The organism is uncultured Microbulbifer sp., assembly GCF_947498635.1.
Classification (GTDB): Bacteria; Pseudomonadota; Gammaproteobacteria; order Pseudomonadales; family Cellvibrionaceae; genus Microbulbifer; species Microbulbifer echini.
Window position 1 is genome coordinate 25,959 of the sequence record NZ_CANMKV010000029.1, and the last position, 24,209, is coordinate 50,167.

Here is a 24,209-nt window from a genome sequence, read left to right on the forward strand (position 1 = left end):
AGCTCTTTCCATAAGTAACAGAGGCAAATCGAGGTGCGCAATTATTCAGTGGAGGGGGCCGGTCTCGGACTGCGTCGCTCTATGATGGGAGAGGATCTGTCATCGAATGCGGTGGATTTTTTCGAGGTGGCACCGGAAAACTGGATCGGTGTTGGTGGTCGCTATGGCCGCTGGTTTCGCCAGCTGAGCGAGCGGCATCCATTTATTTTGCACGGTTTGTCTCTCTCCATCGGCTCGTCAGATCCGCTGGATATGGAACTGCTCGCTTCTATTAAGCAATTTATTCGCGAGCACGATATTCGTCTTTACAGTGAACATTTGAGTTACTGCTCGGACCAGGGACATCTTTACGATTTATTGCCGATCCCCTTTACGGAGGAAGCGGTGATGTATGTCGCCGAGCGGATTCGTATGGTACAGGACACCCTGGAACAGCGCATTGCCATGGAGAATGTTTCTTATTATGCCGCTCCAGGTCAGGAAATGAGTGAGTTGGCATTTTTGCAAGCCGTGTTGCAGGAGGCGGACTGCGATCTTTTATTGGACGTCAACAATATTTATGTGAACTCAATCAACCACCGCTATGATCCCCTCGAATTTCTTTGTTCGCTCCCCTCTGAGCGAATGCGTTATGTGCATGTGGCGGGGCATTACGATGAAGCGGATGACCTGAAAGTGGATACGCATGGTGCCGCGGTGATTGATCCAGTGTGGCAGCTTTTGGATAAGGCCTACGAAATTCACGGTGTTATGCCCACACTGCTGGAGCGTGACTTTAATATTCCGCCCATGCCACAACTGCTCGAAGAGGTTCAGCAGATCAAGCGTACCCAGGCCAGCTACCAAGTAGAAGAACCCTATGTCCTCAGTCGCCGATAAAACTGCCAGATTCCAGGGACTGCAACGGGACTTTGTCGCCCACTTACGGGCCCCCGAACACATCGCAGCACCTAGGGACATTGAAGACCGGCGCGTGGCTATATACCGGGACTTGATTTACAACAATATCGAATCATTTATTGCCAGTGGTTTTCCTGTATTGCGCAGTCTCTACAGCGATGAATACTGGCACGCAATGGTACGGGATTTTGTCCAGAGCCATAGCGCAAAGAGCCCTTACTTCCTGCAGATTAGTGAGGAATTTCTCACCTATCTGCAACATGAGCGGGGCCACCGGAAAGGTGATCCACCATTTTTATTGGAGTTGGCCCACTACGAGTGGGTGGAGTTGGCCCTGGACGTAAGTACTGAGGAAATACCTACTGGCTTGGATCGACAGGGCGATCTGCTGACTTCTGTGCCGGTGGTCTCACCGCTGGTGTGGAGTCTCAGCTACAGCTACTCGGTGCATCGTATCGGCCCCGACTTTCAACCACAGGAGCCGGCAGAATCGCCCACCTTTTTGCTGGTCTACCGCGGCCTCGACGAAGAGGTCAACTTTATGGAGATCAATGCGGTGACTGCGCGCCTGTTACAGTTGGCCTCTGAAGGGGAGAGTACAGGGGAGCAACTGCTGGGACAGATTGCCACGGAGCTGCCTCAAGTCGACCGAGAAACCCTCTATGGGTTTGGGGGAGAGTTACTGAAAAAGCTTTTGGATAAAGGTGTGATTGCCGGGCTGCGGCACCAGAGTATCGGGTAAACGTCCTCGGCATTCCATTTTTTGGCGCAATTTGCTTTTTGGTGACGGCGTGTGCTTGCCTGAAACTGCCTCATCTTTGACGAATCCCAGATGCTATGCTGCCGAGGGTGGTTTACAGTTTGCGAGGGCGTTAGAATCCTTGGCCTTAATTTTTGTTAAAAGAGGAGCAGGGTTTTGCTAGGACGCAGAGATTTATCGCCCTGGTTGATGGCCACGATACTGGCCGCTTCCCCGTTGGGCGCTTTGGCGCAACAAGATCCATTTGGAGCGGCGGCCACCCCCGCAGTTTCAATCCAGTCTGAGCCTGTTGAGCAGAATACGGCCACCGGTGATGAAAGTGGGTCACTGGAGGATGAATACGGTTTTGATCCCGCGGATGAATTTGGTGGCGAAGAAGGGGCAAACTTTGCCCTGCGCGATCCCTGGGAAGGCTTCAACCGTGCAATATTCAGCTTTAATGATGGTGCGGATCGCTATGTCCTGAAGCCGGCTGCGGTGAGTTATCGGCAGATTACCCCGATCTTTATGCAGCAGGGTGTCAGTAACTTTTTCAGTAACCTGGGTGAAGTGTCCAATACTTTTAACGGTGTGTTGCAAGGCAACTTGGGTCAGGCTGGGAACGATGCGGGCCGCTTGCTGATTAATACCACTATTGGTATCGCCGGCCTTTTCGATGTCGCCAAGCATATGGGGTTGGAGAGGGGAGACGGCGAAGACTTTGGGCAAACCCTCGCGGTTTGGGGGGTACCTTCGGGTCCCTATCTGGTGTTGCCATTACTGGGCCCCTCTACTGTGCGGGATACCCCGGCCAGAGTTGTGGATTACTACACCAATCCCTTGAGTTATGTGGATCACGATGCCACCCGCTATACCCTTAAAGCAACCGACATTATCCAAAGCCGCGCCAGCCTGTTAAAGGCGGAATCTCTGCTGCAGGGGGATCGCTATGTATTGCTGCGCGATGCTTATCTACAGCGTCGCGACTTCCTCATCGTGAATGGTGAAGTGGATGTGGACACCGAGACCGAAGCCGCTGAGGCCATCGATCAGGGTGAAGTCGAAGAGTCTAGTGACTACTGAGCATCAACGAGTTAAACCCTCTCCTATAAGGGCCTGCCGTGGCCGGCCCCAGTAGCCTGCTACTGACCGATGATGAGTGCTCCCGCAACTTCTTGCGCGGAGCGCTTTCGCGTCAGGGGCTGTCGGTCGCTGTAGCCGACAGCGGCCAGCAGGGCATCGAGCAATTCTCCCCCGAACTTTTCCAGCTGGTGGTCGTAGATCTGCTTCTGCCCGATATGGACGGGCTGGAAGTACTGCGCAAAATCAAGCATCTCTCTCCGGGCACTGCGGTTTTAATGATCGCCGATAGCGGCGAGTTACATCAAGTGCTACAGGCCATGCGCCTGGGCGCCTGTGACTTTCTGATAAAGCCTATTCAGCAGGCCGCACTGATCGACAGTGTGATCTGCCGTATCACCGGAGAGGAAAACCTCGCCCAGCAGAATATTCAATACCGCAAGGCCTTGGAGGAGCGCAACAGCGAGCTGCGCGACCATATTGAGCTGTTGCGGCGGGACCAAGAGGCCGGCCGCTTGTTGCAACAGCACCTGTTGCCCCGCAGCCCCTATGTTTACCCCGGCGGCATCGCTGTTGCCTATCGCCTGGTCCCCTCTCTGTACCTCAGTGGTGACTTCGTTGACTACGGCCTGTTTGGCGAGCGCTTTGTGGCTTTTTACCTGGTGGATGTCTCCGGCCATGGTGTGTCCTCCGCGTTAGTCACTGCACTAATCAAAAATACCATCATGCACCGCTTGCGCGAGCGCCCGCTGTTTTCCCAGCTGGAGTCGCTCGGCACAGACCTTTTGGAGGTACTGGAGCTGATAAACCGCGAGCTTTTATCCACCGGCATGGGCAAACATGCCAGTATGTTTGTCGGTGTGGTGGATACCGCCGCGAGCCAGCTGCACTACGCGGTTGCAGGGCAGATTCCCATGCCGGCGCTCGCCAGTGCCGCGGGGGCTGACTGGCTGCCGGGCAAGGGGCGGCCTCTGGGGATTTTTGAGCGAGGTGACTGGCAGGTAATGCGCGCGGAGCTTCCCGCCAGTTGGCGACTGGTAGCCTGTTCCGATGGTGTTCTGGAGCTGCTCGAAGGGGATTTATTGGAGAAAGAGGATCGGCTATTACAGTTGATTGCCGCTGCGGATGGTGAACTGGATATGCTGTGTGAAAGCCTGAAAGTAGATACTTTTGGCGCGCTGCCCGACGATATTACGATTCTCACCCTCACCCGTGGATAGGGCCTATTCTTTGTCGACCAGGTAGTCGAATTTCATGCCCTAGCGCCCTTGTCAGTCCATGCAGTCAGGAGTAAGCTCCGCCCACTTTATGCACAAAAGTGCCGAGGCGGTAAAACCGCCAAAAGCGTTTGTGCCCTACCAGTGAACTTTAGCCATCTAAGCGCACTTCCATCCTCTAAGTGTGTGCGGGTGAGCCAGGGGTTGTTATGCAGTCCGGGCAAATTATGGTTGGCGCCCACGAAGGCGTTTATATCATCAAGTTGATGGGTGATGTCAGGCTCAACCTATGCACTTCGTTCGATAGTTTTATCGACAATATGTTTGCGCGAAGTGACTTCGCCGGCGTGGCTTTCGACCTCCACACAGCGGAGGGTGTCGACAGCACGACTCTCGGATTGATGGCTAAGATAGCTATTCGCGCACAGGAACGCGGTTGCCAAAAACCTCTGGTTTTCCTTGCCAATAAAGGTATTTGGCACTTGCTGGATGCGATGGGGTTCGACACCCTGATGGAGATCAGCGACGAACAGTGCAAATTTTCTGTGGAGACACAGCCACTGGTTTGCCAAACACCCGACGAATGCGCCGCGCGGGAAAAAGTGCTGGAAGCTCACCGGGTGTTGATGAGCATGAACGAGCAGAATGCGGAAACCTTTCGTGATTTGGTCCATACCCTGGAGCGGGAATGCGAGCCCCACGGCAAACCCTCTGCGCGCCTACACTAAAACCCGCGCGTCTAAGAAAGACTCCCACCACGCCACTTTAATATTGTACCGATTCAGTGTTTCAGTTACCGCGCATATCCCGAGCTTCGGCCCGCGCGCGTGTAAACAGCCCGTGGGGTAGGTAGATTAATTCGGAGACTCGGCGAATAAGGTGTTCTTCGAAAGCCTCGATAACATCATCGGAAAAGGCCACCTGCCACATTTGCCGCACCAGCAGATATTTGTCCCGCTCATTGAACTGGTCGTTGACCGCTTGGGTGAATTCAAACAGGGAAGTGGCGCGTTCGCGCTGCCCAATAGCCTCATCGATGATCTCTGTGGCATCTTGGTTTTCCAGTGCGTAGTGCTGGCGCAGCAATTCAATCAGGGTATCGCGCTCGCGTTGGTCGAGCTTTTGATCCACCGTTGCCACCTCAACCAGTAGGGCAGCACTGATCATACGCACGTCTTTTTCATCGTGCATTTCAACATCGGCACTGTTGCCAATCTGTTCAAACAGCTTACGGATTTGTTGCAGCATCAGTTTCCCGGTGTCCCATTACTTGGCTCTGCAGAAGCATTTCGAGCCGCTCTTGATCTTTGACAAAATTGCGAATGCCCTCGGCGAGCTTTTCGGTGGCCATGGCATCGCTGTTCTGCAGATAGCGGAATGTCGCCTCGCCAAGTCGTCCTTCCGGGCGTGGTAGCGGCTCGTTGACCGTGGGAAGCCCGCCGACCAGTAAGCCCTCGCTCTCTTCCAGGGATTGAAGCAGTTGTGGGCTGATCGTCAGTCGATCACATCCTGCCAGCGCTTCGATTTCTGCGGTATTGCGAAAACTGGCTCCCATCACAACCGTGTTGTAGCCGCGTGATTTGTAATAGTGGTAAATATTGCGCACGGAGAGTACGCCGGGGTCCTCTTCACCGCTGAAAGCCTTGCGGTCTCCATTGGCCAGATGCCAATCGAGAATACGGCCGACAAATGGGGATATTAGGGTGACCCCGGCTTCGGCGCAGGCGATAGCCTGGCTCAGGCTGAACAACAGCGTCAGATTACAGTGAATCCCCTCCCGTTCCAGGATCTCAGCGGCGGCGATGCCTTCCCAGGTGGCGGCAATCTTGATCAGTACCCGCTCGCGCGCTATGCCCGCATGCTCATAGAGCGCGATAAGGTGTCGGGCATAGTCAATAGTGGCGCGTGTATCAAAAGAAAGGCGTGCATCCACTTCCGTGGAGACCACACCTGGAATTAACTGCAATATCTCGCTGCCGATAGCAACGGCCAGTTTGATCGTGGCCAGGCGGGCCGTTTCGGTAGGGCTGGCGCTGCCTTGGTGGTGCGCAGCCCAATCCAGGGATTCTCGGATCAGGCCTTTGTACTGGGGGAGTTGGGCGGCCTTATAAAGTAGGGAGGGATTAGTGGTGGCATCCTGTGGGCGGTAGCGGCGAATGGCATCAATATCACCTGTGTCGGCCACCACTTGGCTGCGTTGTTTGAGTTGTTCCAGTTTATTCATAGCGAATCCCTCGGTAATTGTTGGCTTCCTTTCAGCTGAAACTCTGGGCCTTGCCTAAGCTGCCTGAGTGACCAGTGATAAAGCTTGTTCCACAACTTCTGGCCCCGCGTCTTTCTTGTGTGCATTCTCACTGAGATGACGTCGGAATCTACGCGCTCCAGGCAGCCCCTGAAAGAGCCCGAGCATATGCCGGGTAATATGATTGAGGCGCTGGCCACGACTCAGTTCCCGCTCGATGTAGGGCAGCATTTGCGCGACCACTTCCGCGGCATCCGGCCCCTCATTCTCCCCAAATAATTCGCGATCGACTTGTGACAGAATCGCCGGGGTCTGGTAGGCCGCGCGCCCCAGCATAACACCGTCCACCTGTTGCAAATGTTGCCGGCACTCCTCTAGCGATTGGATGCCGCCGTTAATAACAATTTGTAACTGCGGGTAATCCCTTTTCAATTGGTAAACCATGTCGTAATTGAGTGGTGGGATTTCGCGGTTTTCCTTTGGGCTGAGGCCCTGCAGCCAAGCCTTGCGCGCATGTACGATAAACGTTTCAGTTCCAATGGCTTCCTGGGCCTCGATAAAACGGGTCAGGCCGGGATAGTCCTCCATATCGTCAATACCGATACGGTGTTTGACGGTGACTGGAATCGAGGCGGCATCGCGCATAGCACTCAGGCCCGCGGCCACGATTTCGGGCTCCGCCATTAAGCAGGCGCCAAAACGGCCGGATTGCACGCGGTCGCTGGGACAGCCGCAATTCAGGTTGATTTCTGCGTAGCCCCACTCCTCGGCGATACGGGCACATTCCGCCAGTTCGCGCGGATCGCTACCGCCAAGTTGCAATGCAACGGGCAGCTCGGCGGCATCGAACTGCAGGTGGCGCTCGCGATCCCCGTGCAATATCGCCCCAGTGGTCACCATCTCCGTGTACAGGTGCGCACGCTTGCTCATTAGGCGCCACAGATACCGACAGTGGCGGTCACTCCAATCGAGCAGAGGGGCAGTACAAAAGCGGTGGGGGCTGTATTGGGACATAAACTACGTGTAAAAATAAGTCATAAAATCAGAGTAGCCGGGCATTATATGGGATGTAAAACCCAGACCCTAAGGAAGATATATATCAGTGTCGTGAAATTCGAGGGGGCTGCGGGGAATGTTACAGGTTGCGCTCTCTTTCCGAGGCGCTGGTAGGGCTACTGCTCGGTGGAGGATTTTTGCGCGAAGGGCCTTTTTCTCGCAAGGTAGCCTGTAGTTTTTTCGCCAGTTTGCGCGCGGTGGCACGGTAGCTGGTGAGCTTGCCGCCGGCAACGGCGAGGATACGCGGCCGTCGTTCATTGTCGCAGCAAATCATAGATTCCCGCGAGCGGGCAAATGGACTCTTCTCCGCTTCTGGCAGGACGCGCAGCCCGGCATAACTTTCGCAAATATCCTCGGCCCGCAGGCCGCGGGTTTGGGTAAAGTGCTGCTGTACGGTGCGCAGTAGGTAAGCTTCCTCTTCGACTGTGGGAGCGACCTCCCGAGGATCGCCGCAGAAGGGGCGCTCGGTCGTACCTACTAGGGTCTTATCCTGCCAGGGCATCACGAAAACTGCACGATTGTCTTCCGCCTCAACATAGAAAATCTTATTGCCCAGAGACAGTGGCAGCAGTATGTGCGTGCCGGCTACGAGATCGATGGGGGGCAGGGACACTGGGGGTGAGCAGCGCGCATTGGTGGTGGCCACCCAGGGACCGCTGCAGTTGACCAGAGCGCGGGTGTGCAGGGTGTTCAGCTTACCGTCGGCTACGTAGTCAACCCGTACTCCCTCTTCGGTGAGTTCCGCACCCACCAGGCTGCCCGGACAGATAATTTGTGCGCCGTGAGCGATGGCGGATGCAACGACGTCGCGGGTTAAGGCGGCGTCATCTGTTTGTGCATCGAAGTAGCGAAATACCGCGAGTAGGTCCTCCCTTTTCAGGCCTGGCAATGTATCCCACTCGGATTTGGACAAAGCGCGAAAGCGCGAGGCCTCACTGCCAATACCAGAGAGCAGGGCGTAAAGGCTGAGCCCCAGCCTGACCATCCACGGCGGCCGCTTGCTGTGGCGGTAGACGGGTATATAAAAAGGCACCATGCGCACCAGCTGGGGTTTGTTTTCCAGTAGCCAGCTGCGCTCGCGCAGGCATTCGTAGACGAGACTAAACTGCCCACTTTCCAGGTAGCGCAAGCCGCCGTGGATAAGTTTGGAGGAGCGTGAGGAAGTCGCTGCGGCGATACCCTGTTGTTCCAGTATGACGACCGAGTGACGGGCCTTGGCCAGGGCCTCGGCGGTACCGGCGCCGAGAATTCCCGCGCCAACTACCAGAACATCAAAATCCGTAGACATCACTGGCTTCCCGAGAGCGCATCAGCAAAGGCAGATTACCGGTGAGAATATGGTGAGCACCGCGGCGGCGCCAAAGTACGGCCTCCTCGGTGGCGTTTATTTCGTAGATAACCCACTGCCAGGGGCCGGGCGGTAGTTCCTCGCAGTCGACAAAACTGTCGCGAATCAGGAGGTACTCCGGGGCAAGCGTGACGATATCGGCCGATAGGCAGCGGGGCACGTTACTGATTTGCAGTGCCACGCGATCCCAGCCCATATTGCGGGCGGCGCGGAGACTGCGGCAATCCTGTGTGAGCAGGGCAAAGGACTCGCGCTCATTGCGCATTTGTTCCAAGAGCTTCTGCACCGCTTTGGTAAAGCCGATGTTAGCGATATTGGCTGCGGAAATACCCACAAACCAATCCAGGTGCCGGTGACAGCTGGCCCAATCCACGAGCTGCAAAAAAGAATCAATCGGTTGGCGATTGAGTTGCGAATCCCTCAGCTCGTGGAAAAAGTGTTGGCGCTTATCGCTGGGCAGAGACAGGGTATCGCTGTGAAAGCACCAGGGGGTGCCGTCAAGGCTAAAGCGAACATCGCACTGGATGGCACAGGCGCCTAGGTTGTGGGCAGCCTCGAAGGCGGCGATCGTATTCTCCGGGTGGCGGGTTTTGTCGCCTCGGTGTGCGATTAGCATGTGAATAAAATCCGGAAAGCAGGCGTTATTGTTGGCTGGATATGGGCGCTTGGCGCTCAGTAACCCAAGGCTCAATCGGCCCGGGGTGGAACCGGGGCTTACAGGAAAAATAGACCTTGGCGGGGCTGTTGCAAGTGGAGTGGGGGTGAAAGTTGGAGGCGAATGAAGCTTCCCCTTAGATGAGTGAAATCTTTAGAGTCCTCGCCGGATGAGGCCTGCGGGCTGAAGTCACTGTGCGGTAGCTCTCGTAAAGGGCGGAGGTTTTGTGCGATCCACAGTGCCCGATAGAGATCTGCTTGAAATGCCCGCAGGGCTACCCAGGCCTATTTAGCGGTTCTTTCTGGCTGCCCAAGTGGCAGCGTGCACTTCCATTGCTAAAATTAGAGTGGATCGCCCATTTGTAGTCTGTACGGATGTAGTTTTCCGTATTGTAAAGAGGTGTGAGGCGCCTATGGCCAGTATTCGATTGATAGTGATTTTCCTTGTTGGGTGTTTCACTTGTATTTTTGCAGGGAATACAGCTGCCGCTAATAGTTCAGCCACAGCTACGGCACAAATTATGTTAATTTTTCCGTCGAAAACAACTTGGAGGCAGGCTGAGGCTGGCAATCAACATGACTTCTGTCTACAAAATGTACCGACCCAGCACATCAGTGTGTCGATTTTGAAGCAGAAACTCAGTAACAGTGCGCAAGCTTTCGATTTGGGTGCACAGGGGTGCTTATCTGAACTGGATACCAAAGGAGTTTCAGAGTTGATAATTAGCGCAGAATAACTATCTTGCACATGAATTCCTATGCAAGTTTAAACAGTCGCCATTTTCGTCTAAGCGTAATAACGTATTTCGAATAAGAACCTCTAAAATTACTCGGTTACTTATGAAAAAGCTATTTATTGTCTTTATATTGCTGGTTGTCCAGCCAGCAATGGCCGCTATGTCGGTGGATAAAATTGTTCTCTATTTGGAAGATGGTCCCAGTTCAAGGGATGATATCGTCGTCAGTAATCCGGATGAAGAGCCGCTTTATGTAAAAACGGAAATTTTCCGTGTAGACAATCCCGGTCGGGAGAATGAAGAGAGAATCAGGGTCGTAAACCCCGATGAATTCAAGCTGCTGGTGAGCCCCGCAAAGGCTGTGTTAAGCCCTGGTGAGCGAAAGCGCTTCCGTTTTATGGCCCTCGATCGCAACCTGGATGAGGAAAAGGTCTATCGGGTAACCTTTAGACCAGTAGTCGGTGAAATTAAAGCCGAGCAAACCGCATTGAAAATTCTTGTAGCCTATCAGGCGCTGGTATTTGTCCAGCCAGAGGACGGAGCTTACAAGGTTGGATTGTTAGAGGACGGCGGTACTTATCATCTCACCAATAAGGGCAATATTAATGTCGAAGTTGTTGAGGTGCGCCATTGTTTTTCTGAAACAGAATGCGAAAAAATAGAAACTTCAGGCCGACTGTATGCTGGTACCAGTATCGAGGTGGCCGATGTGCCGGCCAAAGGTGAGCTTGAAGTATTACTGCGTGGACAAAAAAGTGAAAGAATCCGCTTCCCTCTAGAGGGGTGAGTATGGGGATATACCGCAAGGCATTGCAATTCTGTCTTGCGGTACCGTCACATCCATGGCCCTTTTAGTATCCTTTAAAGGCAGTTCTCATATTAATTCCCCTCAGTTTTATTGCTCTGAAACTCTCCTAAATTGGCGCTAACGGATATCAAGGCGAAACCTTATAGCGATGCCCCTAAGGGAGTAATTGCTTTCTCTACGGTGACAGGTTATGTCTGTGACAGCTAGGTAAATACCCACTTGCCTTCACAGGTTGCTATGGCCATTTTGGGGTATGTTTGGATTTATGGATTCTGGAAGGCTGGATGCTCTTTTTTAGGTTTTTAGGTTTTTAGGTTTTATAGCCAGTGTTAGCTAAAAATGCTTAACCTTCCCATGAATAGTGCAGGCCTTAACAGTTTTTCTTTTTACTATTTAGCGTTACTGGCTGGTCACTGTCACGGTTAAAACATCAGTATAGTAGGAGCCACGTGCCTGTTCCCAGCTGCCGGCTGGAATAGAGACAATGAGTCTAGCGTTGTCTGTTAGGCAGGCGCCTGGCCGGTGGTTATTCGTAAGGGTGGCCCGAGTATGCCCTGAATTGAGTGTTCGGGTACTTTTAGTTTGATTCATATCATCGGTAAAAGATGCAGCGTATGGGAGGCTGTCCATGGGGTTGCTGAGTTGAAACATGGTTGTTCCTTTGAAATCTGAGGAAATCCCATTTCTACTGGACAAGCTCACCAGGTAACTACTAAAACCTTTACCATCCACACAGAAATCTTCATAGCCCATAATATCTTGGCCGGGATGGAAGTGAGAACCATTAATATAAATATTGCCGAGATTTCGAATTTTAATGCTTGGCTTAACCTCTAGTTCAATATCAAAATTCACGGTTTGAGAAATCTCTGAGGAGGTGTTCAAATACTGCATAACCTCCATTTGAAAGGTTCCGTGGTAATAACTGGAAGTTATGGAGGAGGACGGATCAACGTTAACACTCAGTAGACTATTTATGTCGTTGAGATTGCCTGGAAATTGTTGGCTAAATTGGCCCGGGTATAATGGAGTGGAGGATCTACTCCTGTAAGAAAAAGTGAGATTTACTTCCAGCTCTTCACCGCTGTCAGAAAGCAAACGAAAGTTGCCTCCGCTGGCATGTTCAACCTTAATAGCGAAAGGTTGCGCATGACCACCACTATTGCTGCGTAAGGTAAAATCCACATCTTTCCTGCTAGCTTCATAGTTGATCGTATGGCTGCCCTGTAGATTGCAGGTTCGTAGTTGGGTATTTCCCGTGCAAACGGCCAGGGCTTCAAAGGGCTGCATTAATATCACGCCTGCGAAGGTATGTATCCAAATTTGGGAAATTCTTTGATACCGTTTTTTAATATTTTTCATTATTTTTTGCTTACTTTGAAGGGGGGCAGGCAATAGGCATCGGATTGTTGCAGTGTGCCAAGATTGATCCAGTTTTCCCCAGATTCTTCTACCTGAACATCAATGCTGCAGTTAAGCCACTTAACCTCTAGGTTGGAATACCCGTTAATGTCAATGGGGATTTCTAATTGAAACACGCCGAATCTGTCAGTTGTTACTCGGTGGCTGTCGATGGTAACTAATGTGTCTGGAATGCCGTTGCCAAAAGACGTTAACCTTCCCATTATTACGTACAGTGGTTGGATGATATAATTGGCCTCGGTCACATTTCCTGGATATAGTGTGACAAACTGACTTTTTTCCTTGTATTCATAAAAACCATCGTCAAGAGGCCGTAAAGTGATATCGTAACTGCGAAAAGGCTGGAGATTAATTACGGATTTTTTACCGCCTTTGGCATAACCACGGCGTGAGTTATTCACGAGAACTTCAAAATCCTTATCTTTACTGCCATCGATATCAACGATAATGGCACTTTCCAGAGATCTCTCCCCTCCCCAGGCAAACTGCTTTCCTGCGGCAATAAGGTTTGTGCTGAAACTGCCGAGATAATTGGTTGTACGGTTGTTGTTTTCATCGCTCAGGCTGATTGATGAGTGAATAAAACCCTGGTGGCCTGACAGGCGGCTACGGCTTTCTAGATAGTAGCCATTTTTTGTGGATTCTACTCCCAAGGCTTGCTCTACTTCGGCGGCCCAAAGTTCACGATCATTCCATTTGCTGTCAAGGCTGAATCTACGGGGATCATTACTCGGGTTGTCGCCAAATTCTCTGCGAACGTTGGCGAGGTGTTGCCACTGGTTAGTTTGATGTCGAAGTTGAAAATCAATACTTGAATATTTTTCATTGTCTGCTTCGTTGTACGAAAAAGTAATATCTCCGAACCAATTATTTTTTTTCAAAATTGTGCGCTGGTAAGAAAGGGTGGCAAGTTTGCGATTGCTGCGGGTGATATTCTCTAGTGATGAGGTGTCGGCATAGAAAATATTTGTACGGTTTCTTTTGCTGTATCTAAAGGCAAGACTCCCACCATAAAATTGACTTTGAATACCTACGCTTCTGTAGGACAAGCCATTGCGAAGCAATGCGTATTTAGAGAAGTCATAGGAGTCTTCTTTGTTGGTGTCCGCCGTTGAGGCATTTAATGTAAAGAGTGGCGTTCTGAGACGCGCGTCAAGCCTGTAGCCATACTGTCCTTTTGAGCCTATTAAAACATTCGGTGAGAGTTCGAGTTGTGCACCTATCCAACGGGTTCCCAGTTCCAGGAGTTGTTGGTTTTCAGTGGCGGAAATTGCGCTGAATAAAGCGATATTTTCTGAGACTCTGCGGCCTAAATAGGCTTGTAGAAGTCCTTCATTGTAGTAATTTGGCAGGTCGCTATAGCTGTTCGATTTTGTGGGCATCCCCGCCAATAAGCTCCAGTGCCACTCTCCTGGGGCCGGCAGATAAAAATCTTTGGCAAAGAATTCTGAGAAGCTTGTGAGGGGGCGGCCAGATTCATCAAAGGTCCGAATCTCAATATCATAAGCGCCACTAGGCAAGTTTGATGTATCGAGCAATTTATTGCCTGCGCTAAGCAACTCACTGTGAATCAGGCGGTTTTCCCGGTAGATTTCCACTCGCCCGCGCACAGGCATGTTGACTTCAATAAGAGCACCTTGCTGATGCGAAATATCTGTCCGGGTGTGGTCTGAATTACGAAATTCTACGCCAAAAATGGTTTGTGAAGGCGTAAAGTACCCGAAGTTTCCCTGTGGTTGAAATAATCCCGCGGAGTAGATTTTTCCGCGAAAATCCTTGGCCCAATGCAAGCTGCTAATCTGAGTGCCCTGCTCGTCCGAGAAGTGCCAATCACTGCGTAGAGCCCCCTCGCCATACCCGGCAATGGTGGTGCCGTTAAAGGTTGCTCTATAGCTGTTATCGATGCCTTCGGACTTTGTCCCTGACCAAGTTGCCCCTAGGTTTTGCACCAGGGAGAATTTGCTGCTCGAGGCTGGCAAGTAAGGATCGCTGATTGCTTCTTGATGCGGCAATAAGTCGGGGGAGAAATACACATCGAGGCGGTAATTGTCATTGTCATAAATTACTGCGAAATCTTCAGGCGTTAAATATCCGCAGTCAGGTTGTGATAAATTGTGGCATATTCGATGTGTATTTTTATTCTGTGGCTGTTGCAGGAGCTCTTTAAGTCGTTCGGAATCTAACGTGACTGGAAGCAAATTAAACACAGCTGTGGGGTCATTAAATTCTATATATTTTGGGAATACGGTGATTTCCGATACGCCGATTAACTGGCCGCCGTAGTAAATGTCAGCCCCTGTAATTTGTGGGCCACTCAGGTCCTCAAATCCACTTGGGATACTTGTTTCAATCGGTGGCTTGGTTGCTATCTCTGCGAGCGCGCTTTTAGATACAACAAAGAGAATGCAGAAGGAGTAAGTAAATAACTTGATAAATTTTATTGTCATAGGGCTTCTAGGGTATCTTGTTGGCGGCTGAATCTAGGATGCAGCCGCCGAACCAATTACTCAGAGGTTACCGTTATTGTTAGTGCATCGGTATAGGGGCCGCCACTTAGAATAGTGCCGTTTTCCCAGCTTGCATTCAAAATGGTGATTTCAAAGCGGGAATTGTCCGCAACGCCAATACAGCTGGTGGCTATATCATTGAGTGCTTGCCCAATAAGGGGTGTACCCTCAACGATAGGTGTAAATGTGCCAGCGGTACTATTGTCATAGCCGACAAGGTAGGGAACCTTATTTCCGCCACCGACAAGCTCGAATACACCGGTGCCATTGTCGCTCTCGAAAAGAATTTGAAAGGTACTAAAACCCATACCCGCAATACAAAAATCTTCGATTGCTGTAGCATCTGTACCAGTTGCAGGGTCAACAATCTGTACATTTTCTACAGCAGCGATATCAATAGCATCAGTGAATTGTAAAGAGATATCCGATAGCGCCGTATCATCTACGGCAAAAGACCCTGGCGATACTGCAAGAGTTAGACAGACTATTGTTCCGCCGAGTAAGGCGTGATTAAAATTATTTATTTTCATATTTTTATCCTTTTAAGGGAAAGTTGGCATCCTAATTATTATTGCCAGTTTTATTGTTTGTTCCGAGTTGCACTCTTGCCGATTCATTATGCGGCCCCGCAAGGATAGTAATTTATTCTAGGTTTGCTCTGTAATTGGTTGCATTGAGTGTCTTGTAAGGTTTTATGCGACATTTTTATTGATTATTTTATCTTTGTGGGTAGGGGTGACGGTTGCTTGGTTGTTTATAAGTGGGGATATGCAAGAATTAAATTAGCTGGGGATGCAGGCAGTTTTTTTGGTATGTCAATTTTATTGCTGAGGTGCTCAATGACTTGATGTAATTTTTATTAAATGAGTATTTATACGGTATTCAGGTTGTTGGCGTTTTGGTGGCGAAGGTTTAGATTGCTGATTTTAAGCTGTTTTAAAAGTGTCTTTATTTTAAGCTAAACAGGCGGGGTTTATTTAAAATGTGTAACGAATGAGGTAGCCGTTAACTATTGACTACTGACCGTAATAGTTAGTACGTCCGTATAAATAGGCTCCCCGGCCTGCTCCCAGTCGGAAGGGGCTACGGTGATATAGACCCTGGCATTTTCATTGATACAGGATTCATCGGTACGCCGGATAAAAGAGCCGGCAATGTCACCCTGGCTGCCTGGGAAACTTGAGTTATTGCTATTTAAATTATCAGAGAAACTGATTGAATACGGAATGCTCTCACTGGCCCCGCGCAGAGCAAAGGGGTGAGTACCAGTCCCTCCCGTACTGCCATTACCACTAGATAGGTTGACCTTGTAGCGATCAAAGCCAATACCACCTATACAAAAATCTTCATGCCCCTCAATCGCCTGACCAAACGAGATACCCGAATTACTCAGGTCAACATCCCCCAGATGGCGAATGGTAATGTTTGGCTCCACCTCCAAAATGATATCAAAGTCTACTGTTTCGCTATCGGTCACGAAGACAAGGAAGTATTGCTCCAGGGTTAACTGGAAGCTTCCCGTGTATTGATTGGAGGAGGGGGTTTTGGCGTTGTCAATTTCTACTAAAAGAGAGGCGTTGGTATCGTTGCGGCTACCGTTAAAAGGGCCTGCGAGAGTGTTGAGCGTGAGCGACTGGGCATCGCTATTGCTGGGGTCTAGGGTAAAGGATATATCCAGGATATCGCCATTGTCGGCAGTCAGTGTAAAGCTATTCCCACTCAAAGGCGCAAGCTCTGCATAGTAGGAGAAGGCGCGGCCACTGAATGCGCTTCGGCTGCGCAAAGTAAAGGCTATCTCCTTGGTATTGGGTTGGTAATTCAGACTGTGTGTGCCACCAAGGTTGCAGGTGCGTAAGCTGTCATTACTGGAGCAACTTTGTGCCTGGGCCGGTGTATAGCAAGACAGAAAAAGCAAACTCAGCCACAGGAGTTTGCCGAGAAGGTCTTTAACGTTGCGCACCGATTACCTCCGCGGTGTATTCAACTTGGCAGCTTGCCTCGGATTGTTCAATGGTACCGATATTCAACCAATTCTCTCCGGCAGACTGAATATTTATGGGGGCACGGCACAAATCCCAGGTTAATTCCTGGGAGAGGAGGCTTTTCTGGTTTGTATTGATTTCCAGCTGGAATACGCCGTACTGATCGGTTGTGGTACTGTGTCCGCCGATGGAAAGACGGGTGTTTGGCAATCCCTCTCCCATATCGGTAAGGCGCCCCAAAATGAGCCGCTGTTGCTCTATTTGATAGGTCGTGGCGTTCACATTGCCGGGATACAGGGTAAAGGTTTCACTCTGCTCGCGGTAATCGAAGAAACCGTTATCCAATGGACGCAGAGAGAGGTCATAACTTTTAAAAGCGGGTAAGTTGATGACAGATTTTTTACCGCCCTTGGCATAACCGCGTCGGGTGCCGTCCACTAACACTTCAAAATACTGCTGATCACTCCCATCAATTTCAATAATGACTGCGCTTTCCAATGTGCGCTCGCCGCCCCAGGCGAGGGTATTCCCCGTTGCAATCAAATTGGTGCTGAAACCGCCCAGGTAATTGAAAGCTTTGCCGGTGTTATCGCTATTAAAACCCAAGGTGCTGTTTAAATAACCGAAATGGCCGGCGAGATAACTGCGACTTTCTAAGTAGCGAGTCTGTGTGCTTTTCTCCGCGGAAAGCTGTTGCTCAAATTCCGCAGCCCATAAGTCTCTATCGTGCCAGCGGGTTTGCAGGGCCAACCGCTGTTCACGGCCACTGTGGTTGCTGCGTTCACTATGTAGATTTGCGCTGTGCTGCCAGTGTTTGGAGCGCCGCCGGAATTCTACTTCCAGGCCGGTGTACTCATGTTCGTCGGCCTCACTATAGGAGAGGGTTGCGCTGCCGAGCCACTTTGCGCTTTTGAAAATATTGCGCTTAAAAGAGAGCGTGGTGAGTTTGCGTGCACTTTCCAGCCTATCGGCCTGTTCTCCGGGTAGTAAATGGTAGGAACTATCCCGCTCGCGCAAACGCAAAGCCAGTTGCCCCCCAAATAGACCACTCTGCACAGCCAGGCTGCGCTGTGAATAACCACTGGGCAGTAACTGTAGGCTATTCGGCTCATTAAAAATGGTGGCGTTATCCAGCCTGGTATCAATGGCACTCAGTGTGGCGAAAGGCGTTTTCAGCAGTGCTTGAATCCTGTGGCCACTGCGTCCATCGTCGCTGGTCACTAGGCTCGGCGAAATCTCAAAGTAATGCCCTACCCAGCGGGTGCCGAGTTCATAGAGTTGTTGCTCCCGCGTAGAGCTCGCCGCAGCAAAGAGCCCCAGATTGCTGGTGAGCCGGCGGGAAATAGATCCTTGCACTAACAAATCATCGTAGCGCTTGGGCAGCATTTGCGTATTACTAAAGGACTGCGCAGGCTGCCCCGCGTGAAAATTCCAGGACCACTCCCCAGGGGCGGGCAGCAGGGAATCCTTGGTAAAAAATTCAATGTGACGGTGCAATGCCCGGCCCATCTCATCAAAGGTGCGCACTTCTATTTCGTAGGCGCCGTGGGGCAGGGTACTGGTATTAAGCAGGCGGTTACCGGCCTCCAGCATTTCCGTGTGAATCAGCCGCTTATCCCGATAAATTTCCACGCGCCCGCGCACCGGCATATTGATTTCAAGCGGTGCACCCTGCCGGTGTTTGGTGTCTGTGCGACTGAGCTGTGAGCTGCGCAACTCCAGTCCATACAGTGTGTTTTGGCTGCCGAAATAGTGCCAGCCTCCCTGGGGTTGTAATAAACCAACTGAGTAGGCTTTTCCGCGGTAATCCCTGTACCAATGCAGTGCGCCAATTTGGTTGTGCTGCTCTGTGGCGGCGGACCAACGGGCGTGTAGGGCGCCCTCGCCGAAACTGACGATAGTATTACCATTCAAAGTTGCGCTGTGGCTGTTGCCTCCGCGATCACTTTCCACTCCACTCCAGGTGCCGTTGAGGTTTTGAACAATCGAAAACGCACTGGTAGATGCAGGGAGATAAGGATCGGTAATAGCCGCTTCTTGTGGCAATAGGTCTGCGGAAAAAAACAGGTCGAGCCGATAGCGACTCTCGTCGTAAATCACGGCCACCTGTTCGGGTAGTAGGTAGCCACAGTGCTTTTGCCGGGTAGTGCGACATAAATACTGCGAGTTTTTGAGCAAAGGCTTGCTGATTGCCGTCAGCACCGCCGCTCTATCCAGTAATTCTGGCAGATGCGGGAGTAATAATTCGGGCTGGTCGAAATGAATATGGGTGGGGTCAGCGGTAATCTGCGCTGCGCCGATATAACGGCCGCCATAGTAGAGATCCGCCAGCAACTGCTGTGGTTCGATTAGTGTATCAAACCCTTCCGGCGCAGAGGTTTCCAGCAGGAAAGTCGCTGCTGTGGCTGCGAAGGTATCGGTGTGAATGGCCTGCGCCAGGCAAAAAACCAGCGCATGCCATTTATTGAGACATCCTGCCATAGACGGTGACCGGTTTGGCTCGAGACCCTACCCGGTCACACCGCAAAATTATTCAGAGGCTACGGTGATCAGCAGGGTATCGGTATAGCTGGTGCCATTGAGGACATCGCTGGTCTGCCAATCGCCATTGGCAATAGTGATCTGGAATCTGGCGTTGTCTGAACCACTGCAGGAAGCGGCATTGCGGGTTTGCCCGGTGACTGCCTGACCTTCGTTGACTTGGGTAAAGGTTCCGCTGGTGCTGTTATCGAAGCCTACGCTGTAGGGTACATCGAGACCGTTGCCGGAAAGGCTGAATGCGTTATCGTTAATACCGTCATTACTTTCGAAGGTGATGCTGAAGGTAGGGAAGCCAAAACCGCCAATACAAAAATCTTCGCTGGCAACCGCATTGGAACCCAGCGCGGGATCGGTAATTGAAATATCACCAACTGCAGCAATTTCAATAGTTGGGGTGAACTCTAGTTTAATTATGCTGCTTGAGTCAGCCGTGGCTGCCATGGTGGCTGCCGAGGTGCTGAAAAAGATGCCTGCTGTGAGCGCAGAGACCAGTGAACGAACTACATTTTTGTGCATGGCGTATCTTCCTGAGCCGTTGATTTATCGTTCTGTGAAAAGCTGCTCGCGAAGATCCTGCACGGGTCAGGGGTACTGCGTTAGTCAAGCTATTCCATCTTTGTGGCGGGGATAATACTTTTTTTGTGATCTAAGTCACGCCATTTGTGGGTGATTTTTGATTTATGGCGTCAAAAAGATCTTTCTGTTAAAAGCTCCGCGCCTGTGCCGAACGCCCGGCCAGCGCTATAATCTCGCGCCTTTAGAGTCCTTCATTCACCCTCAGTCAGGTTTGTCATGACCGTAAGAACCCGAATAGCACCGTCTCCAACCGGTGATCCCCATGTTGGTACCGCCTATATCGCTCTGTTTAATCAGTGTTTTGCCCGTGCCCAGGGTGGCCAGTTTGTGTTGCGTATCGAAGACACCGATCAGCAGCGCAGCACTCCGGAATCTGAGCAGGCGATTCTCGACAGCCTGCGTTGGTTGGGGCTGGACTGGCAGGAAGGACCCGATGTAGGTGGCCCGCACGGCCCATACCGCCAGAGCGAGCGCGGCGATATTTACAAAACCCACTGCGATGAGCTGGTAGAAAAGGGCCACGCCTTCCACTGCTATCGCACGTCAGAAGAACTGGAACAGTTGCGCGAAGGTTTGCGTGAAGCCGGGCGCACCTCACTGAAACCCAGCGATTTGGCATTGCCGGAAGAAGAGGTGGAAAAACGTCGTGCCGCCGGTGCCCCTTTCGTCGTGCGCATGAATGTACCGGAGAGCGGTACTTGCGTGGTGGAAGATCTGCTGCGCGGCTCTATCGAGATCGACTGGGCTCAAGTGGATGCGCAGATTCTGCTTAAGTCCGATGGTATGCCCACTTATCATCTGGCCAACGTGGTAGATGATCACCTGATGGAGATCACCCACGTCCTGCGCGGGGAAGAGTGGATTAACTCGGCACCCAAGCACAAATTGCTGTACGAATATTTCGGCTGGGATATGCCGGTGCTCTGCCACCTGCCGCTGTTGCGTAATCCGGACAAAACCAAGCTGTCCAAGCGCAAGAATCCTACTTCTATTCTTTATTACCAGCGCGCCGGCTTTATGCCCGAAGCCCTGCTCAACTACTTGGGCCGCATGGGTTGGTCCATGCCCGATGAGCGCGAGAAGTTTTCACTGGAAGAAATGTTGGAAGACTTCGATATTCACCGCGTCTCTCTGGGTGGCCCGGTATTCGACGTGGAAAAACTGTCCTGGCTGAATGGTCTGTGGATTCGTGAGTTGGAGAACGAACAGCTCGCCGACCGTTTGATCGACTGGATGTTTAACCGCGAAAACCTGCTCAAGGTACTGCCCCACGCCAGGGAGCGCATGGAGACGTTTGGCGACTTCGCACCACTGGTGAGTTTCCTTGCCGCGGGCCAGCTGCCACTCAGTGAAGAGAGCTTCAAGGGGAACAAGCTGGAGTTGGATGAGCAGAAGAAGTTGCTGCAATTCGCCCTGTGGCGCTTGGAAGCCCTACGCGCCTGGGACCGCGACAGCATCTTCCAGGCCGTGAAGGCTCTGGCCACGGCCATGGAGATCAAGCTCAAGGACTTCAACGCGCCCCTGTTTGTCGCCATCAGCGGCACCACCGCCTCTTTCTCAGTAATGGACGCTATGGTATTGCTGGGCCCCGACCTCAGCCGCGCCCGCCTGCGCCAGGCCATCGACGCCCTGGGTGGCGCCGGGAAGAAAGTGCTCAAGCGCTGGGAAAAGGAGTACGCCTTACTCCCGTAAGTACTCACAGCCCCCGGCAGGGGGCTGTTCCGGGTTTGACGCTAACTAACTGATTAAAAAGTTATTTTTTCTGTTGACAGGCGCCTAAACCTTGCTAAAATGCGCCTCGCTTTCAACGGAAACGTTAAGCAAAGCAAAAAGGATTTGGGGCTATAGCTCAGCTGGGAGAGCGCAACACTGGCAGTGTTGAGGTCAGCGGTTCGATCCCGCTTAGCTCCACCAAATTTCCCTTGTCTATCAAGGGGTTGCGGAGGAAGAGAAATCGACTTCTGCAAGGTGTACATAAACTGCACACAAACCCGTACATAAACTTACGGGTTACAAAAAAGGGCCTTTCTGGCCCTTTTTTTTCGTCTGGAATTTCTCCTTACCCTCCTTCCTAATGTTGTTATTTACGAATTGGGCTAGATAGCGACTTAGTGTGTAATTGATTTTTAGGTAACTTGGATAGCTATGTGCTCTGCTTTCTTGACCCATAAGTGAAATTAAGCTGCAATTTCATTGCAAATACCTACGCATAAAGAAAGGTGCTAAATTATATTTTTTGTATATATACGCTTGGTTAAATTTAATTATGAATAATCCTAAGAAGCATCACTACATACCTAAGTCGTATCAACTTCTGTTTTCTTTAGATGATAAAAATCTTTTCTATTTTGATAAGGAAAATCCCAAATCTAGACCTATAGGCCCTGCTGGGCCTAAGAGTTTTTGTGTCGAAGGGTATCTTTATTCTCTGACAGGGGAGGCAGCAAAAACTGCTGATTCAACAACCACAATTGAAAATCCAATATTGTCTACCATTGATGGACGTTTCTCTGACGAGGTAAAGAAGTTAATATCAAGTAATACAGATAAAAGTGATGTTTGTCTCTACGCTCTAGCGAGTTTTTTGGGGTTCTTATCGGCGAGACACCCCGTAACCATTAAAAATTACCAAAGTGATTTTGATGAAGCGATTATACGTCACGCACTAGAGCGCGTGAGACAAGACGAGCGGAGCTGGGTTATGGCTGAGGAGATGGGGTTGGATCTGAGTGATGATAGTCAATTTGTGGACTTGTCATTTTCAGAGTCGCGGAATATTTCGCTGTTAAAGATGGTTGAAAATGCAAAGAATAATGCTGAATATATCCATGATTCTATGAGATGGCTATTCATGTATTCACTTGAGGAAGATCTTTTGCTTTGTGACAATCCATTCATTATGAAAAATGAACCGATCGAGATTGGTGGACTGTTTAATAAAAATGATGGTTTCCTGGCTTTAGTTCCTCTTTCTCGGCAATTGTGTTTGGCTTTGTCGCCTAAAAAGAGGGATATTGATTATCTTTATATGAAGAAAAAGCATGTCGAAGAGGTAAATAGCCTGCTTATGGGTAATGCTAAGCGTTGGGTGATTAGTTCTAGCCGGGAGGGGTTAGAAAATAAATTTTAGCTATAGTTGCGTTTAAAGTGTCGGGTGAAAACGTGATTTATAAATGTGTATTCCACTCATTTAGAATTCTCTCCCAATTGCCTGCTCATCCAAATAGATGCTGATCTCCTCATAATCAATACCGTGTCCTGCTTGATACGATTGGGTTACCCGCTCATCAGTATGCGCCATCAATTGCTGTACTGATTTTACGTCGTACCCCATTCGCTTAAACCGGTCTGAGGCGAGACTGCGCACTTCATGGAAACTGGGTGGGGTTTGGTCTTTGGGCAAGCCGATATAAAGTCCAGTAGCGTTGCGAACTTCGGTAAACATATCGCTCAGTCGGTCGGGGATTACCTGGCAAACATGCTCTTTAATTTTTCCTGTCCGCCGTTGCTTGGGTGTGTGGCTCAGTATGTAGGGGCAGCGGTAATTTCTTAGACTGAGTTCTCTTGCACGGCTAATAAGTTTGCCGAGTTGTTGGTGGGTTTTTAAATTAAAACTTAAATGGCTGGCGGCGAGGCTATCCCTTTGTGCTTCAGATTTATTAATTGTCTTGCGCAGATGGTCACCTTGCAGGTGTTTCTCAAAGTTCAGCTCGCAAATATCAGCCCGGCGCATTGTAGTTAGCATGCTGACACCCATGGCAACCTGTAGCGCTTCATAGCCTAACTCCCCGGCCTTTTCATAGATGCTCCAGTAAGCTTCCAGGGTTAAGCGTTGGCGCTTTTTAATGGGCTTTCCTTTTTCCAGCAGGCGCGGTCGGTCATCGGCTGTGGTGAAGGGGTTGCTTTCGAGCTTGCATAATCCCTCGGCCATTAGGAAATTAAAGAATTTATTAAACTCCGCGCGGCGCGCATGTTGCTGGTGATAGGTAAGGGATTCCCACCATTTGCGCAAGTCAGCCAATTTGGCTTTATGTATAGAGATGGCTTCGAAGTCTTCGCCAAACCTTTTCAGGGCGTTACAACGATTGCGCCAGCTGGACTTGTTGGATAGGCGTGGGTCATTTTCAATGCGCCAATCTATATAGCGTGCAGCGTGGTAGGCAAAGCTAGCTCTATCAGGCGCTTTCGCCGGCTTGCGTTCTACCTTTATACCTCGTTGAGCATTAGCTTGCTCAGCCATGCGAATAGCTTCTTCAAGCGATGCAGAGAAAACTTTATCCGTAAGATCGGGGCGACGATAGCGCCAATAGTTTTCCCGCCCGCGTGAATCTGGATATAGGTTATCGGGTAATAAAGTGTCACCCACCATACGGGGTTTTTTAGGTCTGGCCATTTCCTTG

General features: G+C 50.7%; 21 protein-coding genes and 1 tRNA gene. 10 read left to right on the forward strand and 12 right to left on the reverse strand.

Annotation, left to right across the window (positions count from 1 at the left end):
* Positions 1-33 precede the first annotated feature (33 nt).
* The 5 genes from Q1A69_RS14530 to Q1A69_RS14550 all read left to right on the forward strand — a co-directional run bounded on the left by Q1A69_RS14530 (position 34) and on the right by Q1A69_RS14550 (position 4,664).
* Positions 34-879 carry a DUF692 domain-containing protein gene (locus Q1A69_RS14530; protein ID WP_299586766.1) on the forward strand — a complete coding sequence of 282 codons (846 nt, stop codon included), beginning with the start codon at positions 34-36 and terminating at the stop codon, positions 877-879.
* Positions 860-1,642, forward strand: a complete 783-nt coding sequence (locus tag Q1A69_RS14535; protein WP_299586768.1) for a putative DNA-binding domain-containing protein — start codon at positions 860-862, stop codon at positions 1,640-1,642. The genes Q1A69_RS14530 and Q1A69_RS14535 overlap by 20 nt, the downstream gene beginning before the upstream one ends.
* 174 nt (positions 1,643-1,816) lie before the next feature.
* Complete coding sequence (locus tag Q1A69_RS14540; RefSeq protein WP_299586770.1) at positions 1,817-2,722, forward strand: VacJ family lipoprotein; 906 nt, start codon at positions 1,817-1,819, stop codon at positions 2,720-2,722.
* 38 nt (positions 2,723-2,760) lie between these two features.
* Entirely contained in the window at positions 2,761-3,939 is a 1,179-nt protein-coding gene (locus Q1A69_RS14545) for a response regulator (protein WP_299586772.1), read from the forward strand.
* Positions 3,940-4,145: 206 nt separating this feature from the next.
* Positions 4,146-4,664 (forward strand): STAS domain-containing protein, encoded by a 519-nt coding sequence (locus tag Q1A69_RS14550; RefSeq protein WP_299586774.1) that lies wholly within the window; start codon positions 4,146-4,148, stop codon positions 4,662-4,664.
* 61 nt (positions 4,665-4,725) lie between these two features.
* Here Q1A69_RS14550 and Q1A69_RS14555 read toward each other — a convergent pair whose 3' ends face one another.
* The 5 genes from Q1A69_RS14555 to Q1A69_RS14575 all read right to left on the reverse strand — a co-directional run bounded on the left by Q1A69_RS14555 (position 4,726) and on the right by Q1A69_RS14575 (position 9,198).
* Positions 4,726-5,184, reverse strand: a complete 459-nt coding sequence (locus Q1A69_RS14555) for a TerB family tellurite resistance protein (protein ID WP_299586777.1) — start codon at positions 5,182-5,184, stop codon at positions 4,726-4,728.
* The gene (gene tal / locus Q1A69_RS14560; RefSeq protein WP_299586780.1) at positions 5,165-6,160 is read right to left on the reverse strand and encodes a transaldolase; all 996 of its coding nucleotides are present in this window, start codon (positions 6,158-6,160) and stop codon (positions 5,165-5,167) included. Before tal ends, Q1A69_RS14555 begins: the two co-directional genes overlap by 20 nt.
* A 54-nt stretch (positions 6,161-6,214) precedes the next feature.
* Complete coding sequence (gene dusA / locus Q1A69_RS14565; protein WP_299586783.1) at positions 6,215-7,192, reverse strand: tRNA dihydrouridine(20/20a) synthase DusA; 978 nt, start codon at positions 7,190-7,192, stop codon at positions 6,215-6,217.
* A 121-nt stretch (positions 7,193-7,313) separates the two neighbouring features.
* Positions 7,314-8,522, reverse strand: coding sequence for a glycerol-3-phosphate dehydrogenase/oxidase (locus Q1A69_RS14570; protein WP_299586785.1), 1,209 nt, complete (start codon positions 8,520-8,522; stop codon positions 7,314-7,316).
* On the reverse strand, positions 8,506-9,198 hold the full coding sequence (locus Q1A69_RS14575; protein ID WP_299586788.1) for a glycerophosphodiester phosphodiesterase family protein: 693 nt from the start codon (positions 9,196-9,198) through the stop codon (positions 8,506-8,508). The genes Q1A69_RS14570 and Q1A69_RS14575 overlap by 17 nt, the downstream gene beginning before the upstream one ends.
* A 451-nt stretch (positions 9,199-9,649) precedes the next feature.
* On the opposite strand from Q1A69_RS14575, the gene Q1A69_RS14580 reads away from it, so the two are divergent.
* Together Q1A69_RS14580 and Q1A69_RS14585 are read left to right on the forward strand one after the other, a co-directional pair.
* Positions 9,650-9,973: a hypothetical protein gene (locus Q1A69_RS14580; RefSeq protein ID WP_299586791.1), complete on the forward strand. Its 324-nt coding sequence runs from the start codon at positions 9,650-9,652 to the stop codon at positions 9,971-9,973.
* A gap of 103 nt (positions 9,974-10,076) precedes the next feature.
* A complete protein-coding gene (locus tag Q1A69_RS14585) occupies positions 10,077-10,760 on the forward strand; it encodes a fimbria/pilus periplasmic chaperone (RefSeq protein ID WP_299586793.1) in 684 nt (227 codons plus the stop codon).
* A gap of 420 nt (positions 10,761-11,180) precedes the next feature.
* Here the strand turns inward: Q1A69_RS14585 and Q1A69_RS14590 are convergent, their stop codons facing one another.
* The 6 genes from Q1A69_RS14590 to Q1A69_RS14615 form a co-directional block, all read right to left on the reverse strand.
* Positions 11,181-12,143, reverse strand: coding sequence for a hypothetical protein (locus Q1A69_RS14590; protein ID WP_299586796.1), 963 nt, complete (start codon positions 12,141-12,143; stop codon positions 11,181-11,183).
* On the reverse strand, positions 12,143-14,650 hold the full coding sequence (locus Q1A69_RS14595; RefSeq protein WP_299586798.1) for a TcfC E-set like domain-containing protein: 2,508 nt from the start codon (positions 14,648-14,650) through the stop codon (positions 12,143-12,145). The genes Q1A69_RS14590 and Q1A69_RS14595 overlap by 1 nt, the downstream gene beginning before the upstream one ends.
* A gap of 56 nt (positions 14,651-14,706) precedes the next feature.
* Complete coding sequence (locus tag Q1A69_RS14600) at positions 14,707-15,240, reverse strand: hypothetical protein (RefSeq protein ID WP_299586801.1); 534 nt, start codon at positions 15,238-15,240, stop codon at positions 14,707-14,709.
* Positions 15,241-15,719: 479 nt separating this feature from the next.
* A complete protein-coding gene (locus Q1A69_RS14605; RefSeq protein ID WP_299586804.1) occupies positions 15,720-16,670 on the reverse strand; it encodes a hypothetical protein in 951 nt (316 codons plus the stop codon).
* Positions 16,657-19,173 (reverse strand): TcfC E-set like domain-containing protein, encoded by a 2,517-nt coding sequence (locus Q1A69_RS14610; RefSeq protein ID WP_299586806.1) that lies wholly within the window; start codon positions 19,171-19,173, stop codon positions 16,657-16,659. Before Q1A69_RS14610 ends, Q1A69_RS14605 begins: the two co-directional genes overlap by 14 nt.
* A 48-nt stretch (positions 19,174-19,221) precedes the next feature.
* Complete coding sequence (locus Q1A69_RS14615) at positions 19,222-19,749, reverse strand: hypothetical protein (RefSeq protein ID WP_299586809.1); 528 nt, start codon at positions 19,747-19,749, stop codon at positions 19,222-19,224.
* A 276-nt stretch (positions 19,750-20,025) separates the two neighbouring features.
* On the opposite strand from Q1A69_RS14615, the gene gltX reads away from it, so the two are divergent.
* The 3 genes from gltX to Q1A69_RS14630 all read left to right on the forward strand — a co-directional run bounded on the left by gltX (position 20,026) and on the right by Q1A69_RS14630 (position 22,939).
* Entirely contained in the window at positions 20,026-21,501 is a 1,476-nt protein-coding gene (gltX, locus tag Q1A69_RS14620; protein WP_299586812.1) for a glutamate--tRNA ligase, read from the forward strand.
* Positions 21,502-21,647: 146 nt separating this feature from the next.
* Positions 21,648-21,723 (forward strand) — tRNA-Ala (locus Q1A69_RS14625).
* Positions 21,724-22,075: 352 nt separating this feature from the next.
* Positions 22,076-22,939 (forward strand): DUF4238 domain-containing protein, encoded by an 864-nt coding sequence (locus Q1A69_RS14630; RefSeq protein WP_299586814.1) that lies wholly within the window; start codon positions 22,076-22,078, stop codon positions 22,937-22,939.
* 60 nt (positions 22,940-22,999) lie between these two features.
* On the opposite strand, the gene Q1A69_RS14635 is transcribed toward Q1A69_RS14630, so the two are convergent.
* A complete protein-coding gene (locus Q1A69_RS14635; protein ID WP_299586817.1) occupies positions 23,000-24,202 on the reverse strand; it encodes a tyrosine-type recombinase/integrase in 1,203 nt (400 codons plus the stop codon).
* Between the last annotated feature and the right edge of the window lie 7 nt (positions 24,203-24,209).

What these genes read in the sequence shown, in the direction of transcription:
- Q1A69_RS14590 (WP_299586796.1), bottom strand. Translation starts at nt 12,143, where the DNA reads ATGAAAAATATTAAAAAACGGTATCAAAGAATTTCCCAAATTTGGATA.
- Q1A69_RS14570 (WP_299586785.1), bottom strand. Translation starts at nt 8,522, where the DNA reads ATGTCTACGGATTTTGATGTTCTGGTAGTTGGCGCGGGAATTCTCGGC.
- Q1A69_RS14575 (WP_299586788.1), bottom strand. Translation starts at nt 9,198, where the DNA reads ATGCTAATCGCACACCGAGGCGACAAAACCCGCCACCCGGAGAATACG.
- Q1A69_RS14535 (WP_299586768.1), top strand. Translation starts at nt 860, where the DNA reads ATGTCCTCAGTCGCCGATAAAACTGCCAGATTCCAGGGACTGCAACGG.
- Q1A69_RS14555 (WP_299586777.1), bottom strand. Translation starts at nt 5,184, where the DNA reads ATGCTGCAACAAATCCGTAAGCTGTTTGAACAGATTGGCAACAGTGCC.
- Q1A69_RS14615 (WP_299586809.1), bottom strand. Translation starts at nt 19,749, where the DNA reads ATGCACAAAAATGTAGTTCGTTCACTGGTCTCTGCGCTCACAGCAGGC.
- Q1A69_RS14610 (WP_299586806.1), bottom strand. Translation starts at nt 19,173, where the DNA reads ATGGCAGGATGTCTCAATAAATGGCATGCGCTGGTTTTTTGCCTGGCG.
- Q1A69_RS14595 (WP_299586798.1), bottom strand. Translation starts at nt 14,650, where the DNA reads ATGACAATAAAATTTATCAAGTTATTTACTTACTCCTTCTGCATTCTC.
- tal (WP_299586780.1), bottom strand. Translation starts at nt 6,160, where the DNA reads ATGAATAAACTGGAACAACTCAAACAACGCAGCCAAGTGGTGGCCGAC.
- Q1A69_RS14585 (WP_299586793.1), top strand. Translation starts at nt 10,077, where the DNA reads ATGAAAAAGCTATTTATTGTCTTTATATTGCTGGTTGTCCAGCCAGCA.
- Q1A69_RS14580 (WP_299586791.1), top strand. Translation starts at nt 9,650, where the DNA reads ATGGCCAGTATTCGATTGATAGTGATTTTCCTTGTTGGGTGTTTCACT.
- Q1A69_RS14630 (WP_299586814.1), top strand. Translation starts at nt 22,076, where the DNA reads ATGAATAATCCTAAGAAGCATCACTACATACCTAAGTCGTATCAACTT.
- Q1A69_RS14550 (WP_299586774.1), top strand. Translation starts at nt 4,146, where the DNA reads ATGCAGTCCGGGCAAATTATGGTTGGCGCCCACGAAGGCGTTTATATC.
- Q1A69_RS14635 (WP_299586817.1), bottom strand. Translation starts at nt 24,202, where the DNA reads ATGGCCAGACCTAAAAAACCCCGTATGGTGGGTGACACTTTATTACCC.
- dusA (WP_299586783.1), bottom strand. Translation starts at nt 7,192, where the DNA reads ATGTCCCAATACAGCCCCCACCGCTTTTGTACTGCCCCTCTGCTCGAT.
- Q1A69_RS14600 (WP_299586801.1), bottom strand. Translation starts at nt 15,240, where the DNA reads ATGAAAATAAATAATTTTAATCACGCCTTACTCGGCGGAACAATAGTC.
- gltX (WP_299586812.1), top strand. Translation starts at nt 20,026, where the DNA reads ATGACCGTAAGAACCCGAATAGCACCGTCTCCAACCGGTGATCCCCAT.